Annotated in this window: 15 protein-coding genes and 1 tRNA gene; 6 read left to right on the forward strand and 10 right to left on the reverse strand. The window is 66.3% G+C overall.

The genetic code is table 11. The features are described from left to right. The 6 genes from AC1D1S_RS00890 to AC1D1S_RS00915 all read right to left on the reverse strand — a co-directional run. On the reverse strand, nt 1–1,035 hold a 1,035-nt coding region (locus tag AC1D1S_RS00890), incomplete at its 3' end, for a serine/threonine-protein kinase (protein ID WP_476993516.1). Further along, complete coding sequence (locus AC1D1S_RS00895; RefSeq protein WP_243178167.1) at nt 1,032–2,489, reverse strand: peptidoglycan D,D-transpeptidase FtsI family protein; 1,458 nt, start codon at nt 2,487–2,489, stop codon at nt 1,032–1,034. The genes AC1D1S_RS00895 and AC1D1S_RS00890, both read right to left, overlap by 4 nt. Further along, nucleotides 2,486–3,931 (reverse strand): FtsW/RodA/SpoVE family cell cycle protein, encoded by a 1,446-nt coding sequence (locus AC1D1S_RS00900; RefSeq protein ID WP_028278228.1) that lies wholly within the window; start codon nt 3,929–3,931, stop codon nt 2,486–2,488. Before AC1D1S_RS00900 ends, AC1D1S_RS00895 begins: the two co-directional genes overlap by 4 nt. Next, nucleotides 3,928–5,730, reverse strand: coding sequence for a PP2C family protein-serine/threonine phosphatase (locus AC1D1S_RS00905; RefSeq protein WP_476993517.1), 1,803 nt, complete (start codon nt 5,728–5,730; stop codon nt 3,928–3,930). The genes AC1D1S_RS00900 and AC1D1S_RS00905 overlap by 4 nt, the downstream gene beginning before the upstream one ends. Nucleotides 5,731–5,732: 2 nt before the next feature. Beyond that, on the reverse strand, nt 5,733–6,215 hold the full coding sequence (locus AC1D1S_RS00910; RefSeq protein ID WP_018775647.1) for an FHA domain-containing protein FhaB/FipA: 483 nt from the start codon (nt 6,213–6,215) through the stop codon (nt 5,733–5,735). Next, complete coding sequence (locus tag AC1D1S_RS00915; RefSeq protein WP_243178169.1) at nt 6,212–6,961, reverse strand: FhaA domain-containing protein; 750 nt, start codon at nt 6,959–6,961, stop codon at nt 6,212–6,214. Before AC1D1S_RS00915 ends, AC1D1S_RS00910 begins: the two co-directional genes overlap by 4 nt. A gap of 385 nt (nt 6,962–7,346) precedes the next feature. Between AC1D1S_RS00915 and AC1D1S_RS00920 the strand changes: the two genes are divergently transcribed. Next, a tRNA-Leu gene (locus AC1D1S_RS00920) sits at nt 7,347–7,429 on the forward strand. A 193-nt stretch (nt 7,430–7,622) separates the two neighbouring features. Here AC1D1S_RS00920 and AC1D1S_RS00925 read toward each other — a convergent pair. Next, nucleotides 7,623–8,315: a TetR/AcrR family transcriptional regulator gene (locus AC1D1S_RS00925; protein WP_476993518.1), complete on the reverse strand. Its 693-nt coding sequence runs from the start codon at nt 8,313–8,315 to the stop codon at nt 7,623–7,625. Nucleotides 8,316–8,509: 194 nt separating this feature from the next. On the opposite strand from AC1D1S_RS00925, the gene AC1D1S_RS00930 reads away from it, so the two are divergent. The 4 genes from AC1D1S_RS00930 to AC1D1S_RS00945 all read left to right on the forward strand — a co-directional run bounded on the left by AC1D1S_RS00930 (nt 8,510) and on the right by AC1D1S_RS00945 (nt 13,082). Then, a complete protein-coding gene (locus AC1D1S_RS00930; protein ID WP_476993563.1) occupies nt 8,510–9,898 on the forward strand; it encodes a flavin monoamine oxidase family protein in 1,389 nt (462 codons plus the stop codon). 54 nt (nt 9,899–9,952) lie between these two features. After that, nucleotides 9,953–10,912 carry a universal stress protein gene (locus tag AC1D1S_RS00935; protein WP_243178171.1) on the forward strand — a complete coding sequence of 320 codons (960 nt, stop codon included), beginning with the start codon at nt 9,953–9,955 and terminating at the stop codon, nt 10,910–10,912. Beyond that, on the forward strand, nt 10,909–12,471 hold the full coding sequence (locus tag AC1D1S_RS00940) for an APC family permease (RefSeq protein ID WP_243178172.1): 1,563 nt from the start codon (nt 10,909–10,911) through the stop codon (nt 12,469–12,471). The genes AC1D1S_RS00935 and AC1D1S_RS00940 overlap by 4 nt, the downstream gene beginning before the upstream one ends. Nucleotides 12,472–12,599: 128 nt before the next feature. Beyond that, nucleotides 12,600–13,082, forward strand: a complete 483-nt coding sequence (locus AC1D1S_RS00945; protein ID WP_018775641.1) for a pyridoxamine 5'-phosphate oxidase family protein — start codon at nt 12,600–12,602, stop codon at nt 13,080–13,082. A 123-nt stretch (nt 13,083–13,205) separates the two neighbouring features. Here the strand turns inward: AC1D1S_RS00945 and AC1D1S_RS00950 are convergent, their stop codons facing one another. Together AC1D1S_RS00950 and AC1D1S_RS00955 are read right to left on the reverse strand one after the other, a co-directional pair. Then, nucleotides 13,206–13,844: an NADPH-dependent F420 reductase gene (locus AC1D1S_RS00950; RefSeq protein WP_243178173.1), complete on the reverse strand. Its 639-nt coding sequence runs from the start codon at nt 13,842–13,844 to the stop codon at nt 13,206–13,208. 53 nt (nt 13,845–13,897) lie between these two features. Further along, nucleotides 13,898–14,530, reverse strand: coding sequence for a hypothetical protein (locus tag AC1D1S_RS00955; RefSeq protein ID WP_476993519.1), 633 nt, complete (start codon nt 14,528–14,530; stop codon nt 13,898–13,900). A gap of 197 nt (nt 14,531–14,727) precedes the next feature. Between AC1D1S_RS00955 and AC1D1S_RS00960 the strand changes: the two genes are divergently transcribed. Beyond that, complete coding sequence (locus tag AC1D1S_RS00960) at nt 14,728–15,105, forward strand: VOC family protein (protein ID WP_243178175.1); 378 nt, start codon at nt 14,728–14,730, stop codon at nt 15,103–15,105. A gap of 28 nt (nt 15,106–15,133) precedes the next feature. Here the strand turns inward: AC1D1S_RS00960 and AC1D1S_RS00965 are convergent, their stop codons facing one another. Continuing rightward, the gene (locus AC1D1S_RS00965; protein ID WP_476993520.1) at nt 15,134–15,742 is read right to left on the reverse strand and encodes an NADPH-dependent FMN reductase; all 609 of its coding nucleotides are present in this window, start codon (nt 15,740–15,742) and stop codon (nt 15,134–15,136) included. Nucleotides 15,743–15,845: the final 103 nt, after the last annotated feature.

The raw sequence follows: 15,845 nt of genomic DNA on the forward strand, positions 1-15,845 counted from the left end.
GGCTGCGGCAGCGCCGGCTGCCAGGCCGGCGGCTGCACCGGCACCGGCGGCGCCCACGACGGGCAGCGCGGACGTCGCCGACGTCGACTTGTCCTCCGCGGCGCTGGAGCCAATGACGCTGGTGGCCGCTGTGGGGACGTCGACGGGGGCCGTGATGGGCCCGGTGGCTGCCTCGAAAAGCAGCATGCCCGGTACGGCTGCGTGTGCGGCGGCGATATCACCGTTGCGGATGGCCTCGGCCGCCTCGGACAGCTTGATGGCGTCGGCCGGGCGGTTCTTCGGATCCTTGGCCAGCATGGACATCAGCAGGGCGCGGACGGGCCTGGGCAGTGTGTCCGGCAGCGGCGGAGGCGCGTCGTTGACCTGGGCCAGCGCGATGGCGATCTGGGATTCCCCGGAGAACGGCCGGTGGCCCGTGAGGCACTCGTAGCCGATCACGCCGAGGGAGTAGATGTCCGAGGCTCCAGTGGCAGTCTGCCCCGTGGCCTGTTCGGGTGCCAGGTACTGGGCGGTGCCCATCACCTGGCCGGTCTGGGTCAGCGGAACCTGGTCGGCCAGGCGGGCGATGCCGAAGTCGGTGACCTTGACGCGGCCGTCGGGGGTGATGAGCAGGTTCCCCGGCTTGACGTCGCGGTGCACGAGGCCCTGCGCGTGCGCGACGGCCAGGGCCCGCGCCGTCTGCGCGATCATCGAAAGCGTGCGGTCCGGGGACAGCACCTGTTCGTGCTCGATGATGCTGCTCAGCGGCTGCCCCGGAACCAGTTCCATGACCAGGTAGGCGGAACCCTCTTCCTCGCCGTAATCGAAAACGTTGGCGATGCCCACGTGGTTCAGCAGGGCGGTATGGCGTGCCTCGGCGCGGAAGCGCTGCAGGAATCCGGGGTCGCCCGTGTATTCCTCCTTGAGCACCTTGATGGCGACGATGCGGCCAAGGATCAGGTCTTTGGCTTTCCAGACTTCTCCCATGCCGCCGATCGCAATGCGCGTGGTCAGCTGGAATCTGCCGCCGAGGGTGATTCCCGAAGTAGGCCTCACTTATTCAACACCGCCTCAAAAATCTTCTTCGCGTTCGGACTGGTTAGATTTGCGCCAGTGGTGATGTCTACGCCTTCCATGACGATGGTGACGGCCACTTGCGGGTCATTTGCCGGGGCGAACCCGGTAAACCAAGAATTGTTCAGGCCGTTGCCGAGTTCTGCGGTACCGGTCTTGCCGGCCACCTGGACACCGGGCACGGCCGCACGGTGTGCGATGCCGTCGTCGACGACGCTGACCATCCACTCGTTGACCTGCCGTGCGATCTCCGGACTCGTGGCGGTGCGCAGGGCCTGGGGTTTCGGTTCGCTGATCGTCCGCAGGTCAGGGGCGCGTACGGCCTTGATCAGGTTCGGCTGCATCTGTACTCCGTCGTTGGCGATCGCCGCCGTCATGGTGTTGATCTGCAGCGGTGTGGCGCGGACGTCGCGCTGGCCGATCGAGGACTGCGCCAGCCCGGCGTCGTCCAGCGGTTCGCTCGGGAAGAAGCTTGGGGCGCTGTCCAGCTTGAGCTGGTCGCCGAAGTCCTGGCCGAAGCCGAATTTCTCCGCCTCGTCCCCGATGGCCTTCTGCCCCAGGTCCAGTGCGATACTGGCGAACGGTGTGTTGCAGGACTGCTGCAGGGCAAACGCGAACGACGCCGTCGTGCGCGTGTAGCAGTTGCCGCCCGCGTAGTTGGGCAGCTTGTAGTCGATGCCCGGGAAGGACATCTCGGCCGGGTTGGGCAGGTCGCTGTCCTTGTTGTACTTGCCCGATTTCAGCGCCGCAGATGTGTCAATGAGCTTGAACACCGATCCCGGTGCCAGCAACTCGCCCGTGGGTCCAGAGACGTTCTGGTTCAGGTTGATCCCGGGGACCTGGTTCAGCTCGGTGTAATTGGCCTGTTCGGCGGCCGGGTCCTGGGTGGCAATCAGGTTGGGGTCATAGGACGGTTTGGACACCATGGCCAGGACCGCGCCGGTCTTCGGGTTGGTGACCACGATGTGCCCGCGAATGCCGTCCGGGATGAGGTCGTAGGCAAGCTTCTGGAGTTTGGGGTCCAGGGTCAGCTCCACGGACGCGCCCTTGGGCTGGTTGCCGAGGAACAACTGGCCCACCCGGTCCAGGAACTGCTGGTCCGAACTGCCGGCCAGGACATCGTTCATCGACTTCTCGAGTCCGGTGAGGCCGTAGTTCTTGGAGAAGTAGCCGGTGACGCCCGCGTAGAGCTCGGGCTGGGAGTAGGTCCGCTGGAATTTGCAGCTCTCCGTGGCGGGCACGGACTCTGCCACCGGGGTGCCGCCGACAATGATCGCACCGCGGTCGTTGCAGTAGTTCTGCAGGATGGCGCGCCTGTTCCAGGCGTTGGCCTTAAGCTCGTCGGCGCCAACCACCTGCACATAGCTGAGCGCGCCGAAGACCAGCACGAACATCGCGATGGCGGCAATCCATGAATTGCGGATGGCCTGGTTCACAGCTGTTTCACCGCCTCGGTGGGTGCGTCGGGACTGTTTCGGGGATCCGGCGCCGGTTTGGCAGGCAGCACGGGGAAGTTCTTGCGCGCACCGGGTTCCTGGCCGGGCGGCAGTGGCGTTGTATCCACCGGGCCGCGCGCGGAGTGCGAAATCATGAGCAGCAGACCCACAATGATCCAGTTCGCCAGGAGCGAGGACCCGCCGGCGGCGAGGAACGGCGTCGTAAGTCCGGTCAGCGGGATCAGGCGCGTCACGCCGCCGATCACCACAAAGCACTGCAGCGCGATCGCGAAGGAGAGCCCGGTGGCGAGCAGTTTGCCGAACGCGTCGCGGGTGCCCAGCGCGGCGCGGAAGCCCCGGGTGAACAGCAGCAGGTACATCAGGACGATCGCGAAGACGCCGATCAGGCCCAGCTCCTCACCAAAGGAGGCAATGATCATGTCGCTGTTGGCGAAGGGGACGAGGTTGGGCCGGCCCTGGCCGAGGCCGGTGCCGACCAGTCCGCCGTTGGCCATGCCGAACAAGCCCTCGACAATTTGAAGGCTGCCGCCGAACTGCCGGCCGTAGACCTCATCGGTGAACGCGTTGAGCCAGCCGTCGATCCGCAGGGCCACGTGCGAGAACACGCGGGCAGCGACGAAGCCGCCGACGGCAATCAACACAAGGCCGATGATCACCCAGCTGATGCGGCTCGTGGCGACGTAGATCATGACGAGGAACAGGCCGAAGAACAGGATCGAGGATCCGAGGTCACGCTGGAAGACCAGCACGCCGATGCTCACGAGCCAGGCGGTGATCATGGGGCCCATGTCCTTGAACCGTGGGAACTGCACCGGGCCGATCTTGCGGCCAGCCAGCAGGATCAGGTCCCGGTTCGACGACAGATAGCCGGCAAAGAAGATGGCCAGCGTGATCTTGGCGATTTCACCCGGCTGGAAGGTCATGGAACCGATCTTGATCCAGACGCTGGCACCCAGGACCTCTCCGGCGGAGATGCCGGGAACCAGCGGCAGGATGAGGAGCACGGCGCTGATGGCCAGGGAGATATAGGTGAAGCGGCGCAGGATCCGGTGGTCCTTGAGGAACCAAATGACCGCGATCGCGACCGCCATGGCCACCAGGGTCCAGCGCAGCTGGTTGTTGCCGGTGTCTTCGCCTACCCTGTCCAGCCGGTGGATCATGGCCAGGCCCAGCCCGTTAAGGGCGACCACGAGCGGAAGTATTACCGGGTCGGCATATTTTGCGCGGAGCCGCAGCACCACATGGAAGGCGAGGGCGGCCAACGCCAGGAGTCCGGACTGAAACCAGAAGTCGGTGTCGAACGCTTTTTGCCGGTCCACGCCCACGAGCGCCTGGGCACCAATCCCTACGGCGAGGGCGAGGACCAGGAGGACCAGCTCCACGTTTCGTCGTGGCCTGGGCACGGGGTCGATGGGTGTCATTTGGCCCCCTCGCAATTCGTAGTCGGGGTGGCGGATGGCGACGGCTTGGCCGCTCCAGGGGAGGCTGTGGCACTTGGCGACGCCGTGGAGCCCGGCTTGGCCGTGTTGCCGGGGGAGGGGGTGGCGCCGGCGGCCGTCGCTGCGGGGGACGGGGTGAGGCATTCATCGGCCGGGGCGGTCGTGCCGGTGCGTTCCAGGTTTTTGACGATTCGCTGCGCGTCGTAGAGGTCGCGGGCGGGCACAGTCAGGCGCACCCGCTGCTGCGAAAATTCGGGAAGGTCGGACATCTTGATATCGGTTACCGCTTCGAGAGTGGAAAGCTGGATGGGCCCGAGACGCTGGGAGACGCCGTTGAAGATGGCCACATGCTGATCGTGTTCGCCGATGTAGTAGCGCGTCTGGGTCCAGGCGTAGCCAAGCCAGAGTCCGACGGCGAGCAGCGCGACGATCGCGGYGGCAATGGATACGGTGAGCCACCGGCGCGGCCGTCCGGCGGGCCTGAAGTCGTCGGCCTCCTCGCGGTCCTGTTCGGACTTGTGCGTGAGGACCGTGGCCGCGCGGCGGGCCACGGTGCGTCCGGCGATGGAAGGAATGGAACCTGATTCCGCCGCTGCGGCGGCGGCCCCGACAAGTTCGTGCGGGCGCATGGAGAGTTCTTCCCGCAGGACTTCGGCCGAGAGATGTTCACCCAGATGCGGGTCGGTGGTGGTCTCGGGCTCCTTGCCCTCGGCAGCCTTCTGTGCGGCGGCGCCCGGCGGCTTGCCGTCGGCCGGGGACCCTGGGGCGGGGTCGGCCGGCGGCGGCCCTGAGGCTCCTGCCGCGGTGGCCAGCGCGGCGGACCCGGTGTCTTGGGCGGAGTTGTCCTTCTTTACGGACCCGCCGGGGGTTTTCGCGGCACCAACGGTGCTGCCGGCCAGGGACCCGGCCAGGGTTCCGGCCGGGGCCGCGGGCGCTGACGTCCCGGCGGCCGCTGCGGGCGCGGGCACGACGTCGACGGCGGCGGTCCGGACGTCATCACGGGTCGGCTCGGCAATGTCGAGTACCACCACGGTCACGTTGTCCGGGGCGCCGGCCTCCAGCGTGAGTTCAACCAGCAGTTCGGCGCATTCGCCCAGGTCCTTCGTCTCCCGGACGGTGCGCTCCACGACGTGGCCGGCCACATAGTTCAGGCCGTCCGAGCAGAGCAGCCATCGTTCCCCGGCCTGGACAGCCAGTGTGTCAAGATCCAGCTCCGGGCTGGCATCGACGTCCCCCAGCACGCGCATGAGGACGTTCTTGTGCGGATGCGTTTCGGCCTCTTCGGGGCGGAGCCGGCCCTCATCGATGAGCCGCTGGACAAAGGTGTGGTCGACGCTGACCTGTTCGAACTCGCCGTCACGCAGCCGGTAGGCCCGGGAGTCGCCGATGTGGGCGAAGTGGAGCTTTCCTTCGGCGAGGAGCAGGGCCGTGACCGTGGTACCCATCCCGGCAAGCTTGGGATTCATGTGGACCAGTTCGGACAGCAGGGAGTTGGCCGTCTGGATTTCGTCGGCGAGGACGGTGCCGGGGTCGCCGTCGTAGTCGTCATGGTCCAGATGGATCATGTCCAGGACGGTCGCGGCAGAGGCGACGTCGCCGCCGGCATGGCCACCCATGCCGTCGGCAACGACGGCGAGGTGCCGGCCGACGTAGGCGGAGTCGTCATTCTTGGCGCGTATGCGGCCGACGTCTGAGCGCGCGGCGTAGCGCATGATCAGCGGCCGCTTCGGGGCAGTTGTCTTGCCTTCGGCCCTGTCTGCGGGAAATTCCGGGGCAGCCACGGCTACGGCCTCAATTCGATGACCGTCTTGCCGATTCTCACGGGGACGCCCAGCTCCACCGGGAGGGCCCGGGTCAGCTGCTGGTCTGCCAGATACGTGCCATTAGTGGAGCCGAGGTCCTCGATGAACCAGCGGCTGCCCTGCGGGAACAGGCGGGCATGGCGGCCCGAGGCGTAGTCGTCCTCCAGGACCAGGGTGGCTTCCTGTGCCCGGCCCAGGAGGATGGGGCTCGCCGCGAGGGCGATGGTGGTGCCCTTCAACGGTCCCTCGGTCACGATCAGCTGGCGGGCCTGCTGTTTGACGGGGGCCGGCGGCGGTTCGGCAAGGGAAGGATTCTTGCGCACCTGGCGTGCCGTGGGGGCACCGGCCGCCGCCTTGCGGCCGATCATCAGGTCGCGGCGCATGGCCGAGACAATACTGAAGATCAGCACCCACAGGAGGATGAGGAACCCGAAACGCAGGGCCGTGATGGTCAATTCGCTCATGCGCGGCCGCCTGGGTGGGCGGGCAGTAGGCGGAAGATGATTTTGGTTCGTCCCATCATGATCGTGGCGCCGTCAGCAAGCTCCGAACTGCCTACGATCTTTTGGCCGTTGACGTAGCTGCCGTTCGTGGAGCCGAGATCGATCGCCTGAGCCGTGCCAGGCCCAGTCCGGATTTCCAGGTGGCGGCGCGAAACGCCGGTGTCGTCAATAAGGATGTCTGCTTCGGAGGACCGTCCGAGGACGATTGAGGGCGCGTTCAGCGAATAGCGCTGGCCGTCGATGTCCAGTACAGGCTGAAGCTGTGCAGGCTGGCGTGTCGGAGCCGCGGGTACATTGCCGTGAATGCCCGGCTGAGCCGGGACGGAAGGGGCGGAGGCTTTCTCGGTCCGCGAGGTGATGTCGAAATTCCCGGCGCGGTGCTCCTCATCGCGGCGGAAACTGATCCGGACCGGGCCCTGGAGGGTGTACCCCTGGCTGCGGACATGGTTGATGACGACGTCGCACAGCTCCTCCGCGAGCGGTGTGCCCCATTCCTGGGCGCGCTGGAAGTCATCGCTGCTGAGGAGTACGTCAAAAACGTTAGGGGCCAGGGTGCGTCCCGCGGCAATCGTGATGGCCTTGTTGTCCACCTCGGTGCGGAGGCGGCTCGCGATCTCGACAGGCTCAACCTGGGCGCGGGAACCGGTGGAGAAGACTCCGCGGACGGCCTTTTCGATGCCGCGCTCGACTTTGTCCAGCAATCCCATGGTCCTTCTCCTTTCCTGGTGGCTGCGGGGCAGCGTTCGTTCCGGAACTCGGTTTCCAACTTTTGCGAGCCCGCGCTCAGCGGACACTCCTACATCAGATACTACTGGGCGTGTCTGGGAATGGCCTCAACGGACGCCGCCGGGGCGACGTCAAAATGAGTGCCCGCCGCGCCCTGACGTGCGCGGACACCGCCGCCGGGACGGCCGCGGCGGGGTCCCCGCGTGACGCCCGGCGGCGGGGCAAACGTGGCCGGCAAACGACCCCAATCAGTGGGCTCTGGGGCTCGATTGGTGTTTTCCGGCAGTTGTCCGTTATGCTTGATCTCGCTGCTTTTGCGAGGTTGGCGGTCCGGGAAACCGGCCCTATCCGAGTGGAAGAAGTTGCGCGCGAGTGGCGGAACGGCAGACGCGCTGGCTTCAGGTGCCAGTGTCCGAAAGGGCGTGGGGGTTCAAATCCCCCCTCGCGCACGCAATCGAAAGAACCCCGGTCTTGGACCGGGGTTCTTTTGTTTAACCCACGCGGGAGAACCGGTGTCGGGGTTTTCCGGTTTCCCCACATTCGAAGGCTTCCTCCGGCGTGTTGCGCCGACCCGCCGGTGTGGTGCGGCGCCGGTCTGTCAAAAGTGGGGAAACTCCGCGGTGGACTACTGCTGCTGGACCGCTAGGCTGCCCGCAGCGCCCCGAGCCCGGCGAGAAGTGCCTCAAGTCCCAGCCGGAAAGCGACGTCGGCCGGTTTCTCATGGCCTTCCCCGGCCAGCCGCTGGACGGCGGCGGTGAAATGCGGTGTCGACGCGGCCATGGTGCCGGAATCGAAGATGTCCGCGGGTGCCGTGACGTCGTAGGCGGAGCCAAAGATGAACGATTCGATCGCGACAATGGCCGGGACAATGCGCTCCTGCGGAAAGCCTGCGCGGCTGAAACCGGCACTGACGGCCTCGTACATGGCCAGTGTCTTGGGCGCGTCGGTCACGGGCAGTACGGCAATGACGGGAATCAGCGGGGTGTGCTTGGAAAATACATCGCGGTAGCTCCAGGCCCAATCCCTCACGGCCTGTTCCCAGTCCCCGGCCTCGAAGGCGGTGACGTCCACGAACGAGGTCAAGTGGTCCTGGACGAGGACCAGCACGTCCCGTTTGGACGAGACATGGTTGTACAGCGCCGAGGGAGCCACGTTGAGGGTCCGCGCCAGGGCAGCCATGGTGAACCCGTCGTAGCCGCTCTTGCCAATCAGCTCCAGGGCCGCCACGGTGATGCCGTGCTGGTCCAGCACGGCCGCGGCGGGCCGTCCCGCGCGGCGGCGGGGCCCGGCGGTGGGGCCGTGCGCATCGGCGGGGGCGCTGGTTGCTGCCGTCATTCCGGCCCTTTCTTCTCTGCTTGGCTTCTCGGTTTGGCTGGCGGGTTGGGGGTGAGCCCGTTCTGCCCCTACTTTACGGGCGAAATTCATTAGGCGGAGGGTCTTCCCCGAAGCGTGTGGACCGTCTATCATTCTAAATGAACGTCATTCATTTTGTGGTCCGCATCACTCTAGCGGCCACGGGGAGGAACATCATGCTGGAACTTGACCGCGACGTCGTCATCGTAGGAGCCGGCCCGTCAGGCTTGACCGCCGCCCGCGAGCTGAAAAAGGCCGGACTCAGTGTGGCGGTGCTCGAGGCGCGGGACCGCGTGGGCGGCCGGACCTGGACCGACACGGTTGACGGGGCCATCCTCGAGATCGGCGGCCAGTGGGTCTCGCCGGACCAGACCGGGCTCCTGGGGCTCCTGGATGAGCTCGGACTGCAGACCTATTCCCGCTACCGCGACGGCGAATCCGTCTACATTGGCGCGGACGGCAAGCGCACCCTGTACACCGGTGACACCTTCCCGGTCAGCGAAACCACCGCCGTCGAAATGGACAAGCTCACGGCATTGCTGGACTCCCTGGCCGCGGAGATGGCTCCCGAGGAGCCGTGGGCCCACCCCCAGGCCCGCGAGCTGGACACCATCTCCTTTCACCACTGGCTGCGGCAGAACTCAACAGATGAGGAAGCCTGCAACAACATCGGCCTGTTCATCGCCGGCGGCATGCTGACCAAACCGGCCCACGCCTTCTCCGCCCTGCAGGCCGTCCTCATGGCTGCCTCGGCGGGGTCCTTCACCAACCTCACGGATGAGGACTTCATCCTGGACAAGCGGGTTGTCGGCGGGATGCAGCAGGTTTCGCTGCTGCAGGCCGCGGAACTGGGCGACGACGTCGTCCTCGGCAGCCCGGTCCGCACCATCAACTGGGCCGATGACGCGAGCGGCGGCTACCGTGTCACTGCTGTCTCCGACCGGGCCACGGTGAACGCACGTTTCGTCATCATGGCCGTGCCGCCGAACCTCTACACCCGGGTGTCCTTCAACCCGCCGTTGCCCCGCCGCCAGCACCAGATGCACCAGCACCAGTCACTTGGCCTGGTCATCAAGGTCCACGCCGTCTACAGCAGCCCGTTCTGGCGCGAAGACGGCCTGTCCGGAACCGCCTTCGGCGCCGGCGCCATTGTGCAGGAGGTCTACGACAACACCAACCACGAGGACCCGCGCGGCACGCTGGTGGGCTTTGTCTCGGATGAGAAGGCCGACGCCATGTTCGAGCTCAGCGCGGAGGACCGCCGTCGCGCCATCCTCGAGTCGATTGCGTCCTTCCTCGGCGAAAAGGCCCTGGAACCCGAGGTCTACTACGAGTCCGACTGGGGTTCGGAGGAATGGACCCGGGGGGCTTACGCCGCCAGCTACGACCTTGGCGGACTGCACCGCTACGGCAAGGACCAGCTGACGCCGGTCGGGCCGATCTACTGGTCCTGCTCGGATCTTGCGGCCGAGGGCTACCAGCATGTTGACGGCGCCGTCCGGATGGGGCAGCTCACGGCGGCCCGGATCGTCGCTGCTGCGGACCGCGCGTCCGTCGCCTCTTAGAAAATCCCAACAATTCAGTTGAATGCAGTCCAGATCAGTTAGGAGAGCGGCCAGATGCGTTACGTAGTGGGGTATTCAGCCAATGCCAGGGGCCATGATGCGGTCAATCTGGCCGTCTCCCTGGCGCTCGGGCGTGGAGCGAGCCTGGACCTTGTGCTGGTGGTGCCCGAAGTGCAGCAGTCCGGGCACGCCCTCGCACCGAAGGCGGGCTTCGAAAATCTGCTCACCGAGCAGGCCCAGGAGTGGCTCGACCAGGCCCTGGCGCTGGTTCCATCCAGTGTCCCGGCGCAGGCCCACATCCGCAGCCATGATTCCGACGCGCACGCACTGATCGAGGCGGCCGAGGAACTGGGCGCGGACATGCTCATCATCGGGGCCACCAGCACCGGGCTCTTCAAACGGTTCACGATCGGGTCGGTGGCCAGTGCACTGCTCCACGCCTCGCCCGTTCCGGTGGCCCTGGCACCGCACGGCTACCACCGCCAGGAGGCCTTGACCCGGATCAGCTGCGGGCTCGGAACCCGGGCCGGCGCGGAGAAGCTGCTCGAATTCGCCCTGGGCATGGCGGCGAACCGGGACGTGCCGCTGCGCGTGGTGTCGCTTCTGGCTCTCGACGGCGATGCGGCCGATTCAGCCGACGCGGCCCGGGAGTATGCGGCCAAGTGCCTTGCCGACGCACTGGCTGCCGGCGGGCCGGCAGTCCCGGGGGAGGCGAAGGCAGAGGTCCCGGGGGAGGCCAAGACGGAAGCGCAGGTAGAGGCGAAGACGGAAATCGTCGTCGCCCACGGGCGCAGCATCGAGGAAGCCGTGGACCGCCTGGACTGGGAAGACGGCGAGGTCCTGTTGATCGGATCCAGCCGGCTTGCCAAGGGCCGCTCCATCTTCCTCGGCAGCACAGCGGGCCGCATTCTGCGCGCCCTGCCGGTGCCGATGATCGTGGTCCCCAGCGACTATGAACTCAAGCACCTCAATCATTCAGCGTCGAGTGACACCCCCCGAGAGGCACAACAATGAGCGCAGACCATGCGATGTCCAAGCCGTCGCAGACAGGACAGCAGACAGGACAGCACACCGGATCGCAGACCGAACAGCAGCACGGACTGAGTGAAAAGGGCCTGAAAGCCGGATCGGTGGGGCTCATTGGCGCCGTCGTCATCGGCATTTCCTGTATCGCCCCGGCATACACCCTCACGGCCGCCCTGGGTCCCACCGTGGCCGAGGTCGGCGTGCAACTGCCGGCGATCTTCCTGGTGGGCTTTGTCCCCATGCTGCTGGTGGCCTTCGGCTACCGGGAGCTGAACAACGCAATGCCCGACGCCGGGACCTCCTTCACCTGGGCCTCGCGTGCGTTCGGACCCTGGATTGGCTGGATGGGCGGCTGGGGACTCATCGCCGCCACCATCATCGTGCTCTCGAACCTGGCCGCCGTCGCGGTGGACTTCTTCTACCTCATGCTGGCGCAGATCTTCGGCAATCCCGAACTCGCCGACCTCACTACCAACCTGCCGCTGAATATCGCGACCACGCTGGTGTTTATCGCCCTCGCGTGCTGGATCTCCTACCGCGGCATGGAAACCACCAAGACCGTCCAGTACGTTCTCGTGGGATTTCAGTTGCTGGTCCTCGCCTGGTTCTCGGTCTCAGCGTTCAGCCATGTCGCCAACGGAACCGCCTTTGACGCCACGGCCATCTCCCCGGACTGGTTTAACCCGTTCGCCGTGGGATCCTTCTCCGCCTTCGCCGCCGGCGTTTCGCTGTCCATCTTCATCTACTGGGGCTGGGACGTCACGCTGACCATGAACGAGGAGACCAAGAACCCGGAGAAAACGCCGGGACGTGCCGCCACCATCACCGTGCTGGTCATCGTGATCATCTACATGACGGTTGCACTGGCCACGCTGAGCTACGCCGGCGTCGGCGACACGGGGCTGGGCGCCGGAAATCCGGAGAACCAGGGCAGTATCTTCGCCGTCCTGGCGGGACCGGTGATGGGCCCGTTCGCCATCCTGATGTCCCTGGCCATCCTGAGCAGCTCCGCCGCGTCCCTGCAGTCCACATTTGTCTCGCCGGCGCGCACCCTGCTGTCCATGGGCCATTACCGGGCGCTGCCGCAGAAGTTCGGCAGGATCAGCCCCACATACAAGTCGCCGAGCTATGCCACGATCGCCTCGGCCGTCGCGGCCGCCGCGTTCTATGTCATCACCCGGACCACGTCGGAAAACGCACTGTGGGACACCATCACGGCCCTGGGCATGATGATCTGCTTCTACTACGGCATCACCGCGTTGGCCTGTGTCTGGTTTTTCCGCGCCGAGGCGTTCAGCGGAGCGAGGGCCTTCTTCTTCAAGTTCCTCGCGCCACTCCTGGGCGGCGTCATCCTGCTGGTCATGTTCGTCAAGACCGCCTACGACTCCATGGATCCCGCGTACGGATCAGGGTCGTCGATCGGCGGTGTGGGGCTGGTCTTCATCCTGGGCATGGGCGTCATCCTGCTGGGCGTGGTGCTCATGCTGGTCATGGCCAAGCTCCGCCCCGAGTTCTTCAGGGGCCAGGTCCTGACCCGCGGGCACTGAGCCCACTGCCGGTTCAGGGAAGATCCCGGGAAGGTCTCCGGCCGGCAGCCATTGGAAAGTAAGCACACTTACCAATAGGCTGTCCGGAGGGGGACCTTCCTCCGTCGGAACCAGAACGAGGTGAGAGCATGTCGGATGCCGAAAGCATCAGCAAGGTCACGGACATCATCAACGATTCGCACATCGGAATGTTCACCACCATCAATGAGGCAGGCGCGCTCGTCAGCCGGCCACTGGCCGTCCAGGAGGTCAAGGACGACGGCGACATGTGGTTTTTCACGTCGGCGACCACCTCTCAGGTGGCCCACATCCGCGCCAACCCGGCGGTAAACGTCTCCTTCGGCAAGCGCACCGAGTGGGTTTCGGTGGCCGGGACCGCTGAAGTGGTCACTGACCGGCAACTGATCCACGACATGTGGAATCAGGTGGTGGAGGCCTGGTTCCCGGACGGCCCGGACACCCCTGAGGTGGTCCTGCTCCACGTCGACTCGGACTCCGCCGAGTACTGGACCAGCCCGGGCGGCACGGCGGCGACCGTGTTGCAGTGGATCAAGTCCAAGGTGACCAACAGCCGGATGAGCGTCGGCGACAGCGGCACGGTCGAGCTGTAGCGCGCTGAACCGCGCCACCGTCCGGTCTCACCGGTGGATATAGCCGCTTGATATCACCGCTCCGTATGATCGCTCAGTATCACCGCTCTGGGCCGATGACGGCCGGTCGGGACCGGACTGCTCCTAGTCAGTGATTTTCAGGCCGGTGCCCCAGTTAAAGGTTGGATACGCAGGGCTAACCTGCAGCGCCATGACCAGCAGCATGAAGCCCTCGAGTTCGCGGGCGTGGCGCAGTCCGCCCACCTGGAGCGGACGCAGCCCGGCGGCTTCGGCGAAGACCGCAACCTCGTTGCGGGCCTCTTCGGAGTCCGAGGCGATGAAGACATCCATCGGCTGGCCACCGGCTTCCCCGGACCCGAGCGGGCCGGCGAAGGTGGTGTTGAAGGCTTTCACCACCCGTGCGCCCGGGAGCAGTGCGGCGATTTCCTCCGCCGCCGACGTCCCCGGGTCGACCACCAGCGAGTCGAAGGTTTCGGTGTCAATCGGATTGCTGATGTCCACCACCGTCTTGCCGCTGAGCGTGTCGCCGAAATGCGTGGCAACTTCCTTGGCCGGGCCGAAGTACAGCGCGAGGATGACGATGTCGCCCTCGGGAACCTCGCTCAGGCCGCCGGAGTTGGGGGTGCCGCCAAGTTCAGCAGCGAGCTTGGCGGCATTCTCCGGCGTCCGGTCCAGGATCTGGACGGAGCGCCCGGCGGCGACAGCCCGGGTCCCGATCGCCCGTGCCATGTTGCCGCTGCCGATGATCGTGATGTCAGTCATGATGGAACCTTTCCAAGGTGGCCGCGAACTGCCGGATCGGCAATTCCGGGGAATCAGCCGTGCGCGTGGTCCGGGCCACGCGGCCCGGCGGCGCTGACGCCGGCCGCGCGTTCGGCGGCAGCCAGGGCATGTTCCAGCCGTTCCACGGCCGGGGCGTAGGCGGCATCGGTGCAGGCGCGGTCCGTACGGCCGCCGAGGCCCTCGGCGGCCTTGATCGCCCGGATCAGTGCCGCGGTTTCCGGTTGCCGGGTATCGCTCATCGCGGGATAGTCAATCGAGAATCCCGGATCCAGTTCGTACCGCTGCCACCGGGCGAGGGCGCTCCGGTGCCGTGCGGCGGCCGCCTCGTTCAAGAGCCGGGTTTCCCGGCTGGCCCGGCGGGTTTCCTGCCGGCGGAGCAGCCGGGGTGCCGCAGCCACGGCCGCCAGGGCAGCTCCCGCGGCCAGCATCCCGAGGGCCAGTCCGGCCCAGGGCCATGTGGAGGAGGCCAGGACGATGGCGGGGACAATGACGGCGAGTCCGGCGAATGCGTCCCAAAACGCGCCGTCCGCGCCTTCGGAAGGCCCGTCGTCGGCCGCCAGGTGCTTGCGGGCGAAATAGACCGCGGCGAACGCTGCCCCGGCAACCAAAATGGCGAGGGCCAGGAACTGCCAGGCCGCGAGGGCGCCGGATAGTGAAAGCGTCATTGCACACCTCCCCGGAACGGTCCCGGGCGGGCGCTGTTCCGCTAGTTCCATTGGAATCCCTGGCGGCGGGGCCGTCAATGCCTGCCGGGCCGGGGCAATGCCCGGCGCCAGCGTGGACGCAAACCCGGGCGCCAAGGCCCCGTGCGGAGGCCGCGTCGCGGTTCCTACGCCGAGCCTCCCGGCGTAGCCTAGGGGCCATGCGACTGAAAATGTGCAGTATCCACGTCAAGGATCCAGCCTCGGCCCATGAGTTCTACACCGGCACGCTGGGCTTCGAAACGCTGATGGCCATGCCGGAGCACAACCTCTACATCATCAAGGATCCGGATGGTGACGGAGGCGCCGGACTGCTGCTGGAACCCAGTGACAACCCGATCGGAGCGGCCTACATGAACGGTCTTCACGACGCCGGAATTCCCGCAATCGTCTTTGGCGTGCCGGACGTGCGCGTCGAATACGACCGGCTGGCGGCCAAGGGCGTGATGTTCCAGGGGGAACCGTCCGAAGGGCCCGGCGGAACCAGTGTGGTGTTGGATGACGGCTGCGGGAACTTCGTGCAGCTGCACCAGGACTAGATGCCGGACCACCGCGCCCTGACTCTGCCTAACGGCTCGTCTTGTCCTTGTCCGGGTGCTCGTCGCCGATATGGCCCGGCGCGTTGGCGGCCAGGACCCGCGCCACGAAGGAGGCATACTCCTCCATGTAGTGGCGCAGCAACCCGGCCGTAGCCTCGTCCTTGACCTCGCCGTCCTCGCCGTAGGCCTCCGGGACGAAGCGGATGTACGCCTCCGGCGCATTCAGCTGCGGCGCGTCGAGGAAGCTCAGCACGCTGCGGAACGAGGACTGCATCACGGCCGTCCCAATGCCGCCGGGGGAGGCGCCGATGATCCCGGTGGGCTTGCGGGCGAAGGAGTTGGTGCCCCAGGGCCGGGATCCCCAGTCGATGGCGTTTTTGAGCGCTCCGGGGATGGACCGGTTGTATTCGGGCGAGACGAACAGGATGCCGTCGGAAGCCGAGATGGCATCTTTGAGGGCCTGCCCAACRGGTGGGAARGCGGCATCAAAATCCGGGCTGTACAACGGCARATCCCTGATGGGGATCTCCGTGAACTCCARTTCCGCAGGYGCAAGCCGRATCAGCGCCCTGGACAAAGTGCGGTTGATCGAATTGCTCGAGAGGCTCCCGACAAAATATCCGATCTTGAAGSCCACTGCCTTGTTCCTTCCCGATACGCCGCCGGTGGCAGGTGAATTGGGATACGGAGGGGATCGGACCGGCGGCCCCGACCCATTCCGCGAGCGTAGTCCTGTGTCC

The organism is Arthrobacter sp. P1_A5, from assembly GCF_056406825.1.

What these genes read in the sequence shown, in the direction of transcription:
- AC1D1S_RS00925 (WP_476993518.1), bottom strand. Translation starts at nt 8,315, where the DNA reads ATGACGGCAGCAACCAGCGCCCCCGCCGATGCGCACGGCCCCACCGCC.
- AC1D1S_RS00900 (WP_028278228.1), bottom strand. Translation starts at nt 3,931, where the DNA reads ATGACACCCATCGACCCCGTGCCCAGGCCACGACGAAACGTGGAGCTG.
- AC1D1S_RS00935 (WP_243178171.1), top strand. Translation starts at nt 9,953, where the DNA reads ATGCGTTACGTAGTGGGGTATTCAGCCAATGCCAGGGGCCATGATGCG.
- AC1D1S_RS00950 (WP_243178173.1), bottom strand. Translation starts at nt 13,844, where the DNA reads ATGACTGACATCACGATCATCGGCAGCGGCAACATGGCACGGGCGATC.
- AC1D1S_RS00915 (WP_243178169.1), bottom strand. Translation starts at nt 6,961, where the DNA reads ATGGGATTGCTGGACAAAGTCGAGCGCGGCATCGAAAAGGCCGTCCGC.
- AC1D1S_RS00955 (WP_476993519.1), bottom strand. Translation starts at nt 14,530, where the DNA reads ATGACGCTTTCACTATCCGGCGCCCTCGCGGCCTGGCAGTTCCTGGCC.
- AC1D1S_RS00930 (WP_476993563.1), top strand. Translation starts at nt 8,510, where the DNA reads ATGCTGGAACTTGACCGCGACGTCGTCATCGTAGGAGCCGGCCCGTCA.
- AC1D1S_RS00960 (WP_243178175.1), top strand. Translation starts at nt 14,728, where the DNA reads ATGCGACTGAAAATGTGCAGTATCCACGTCAAGGATCCAGCCTCGGCC.
- AC1D1S_RS00945 (WP_018775641.1), top strand. Translation starts at nt 12,600, where the DNA reads ATGTCGGATGCCGAAAGCATCAGCAAGGTCACGGACATCATCAACGAT.
- AC1D1S_RS00940 (WP_243178172.1), top strand. Translation starts at nt 10,909, where the DNA reads ATGAGCGCAGACCATGCGATGTCCAAGCCGTCGCAGACAGGACAGCAG.
- AC1D1S_RS00910 (WP_018775647.1), bottom strand. Translation starts at nt 6,215, where the DNA reads ATGAGCGAATTGACCATCACGGCCCTGCGTTTCGGGTTCCTCATCCTC.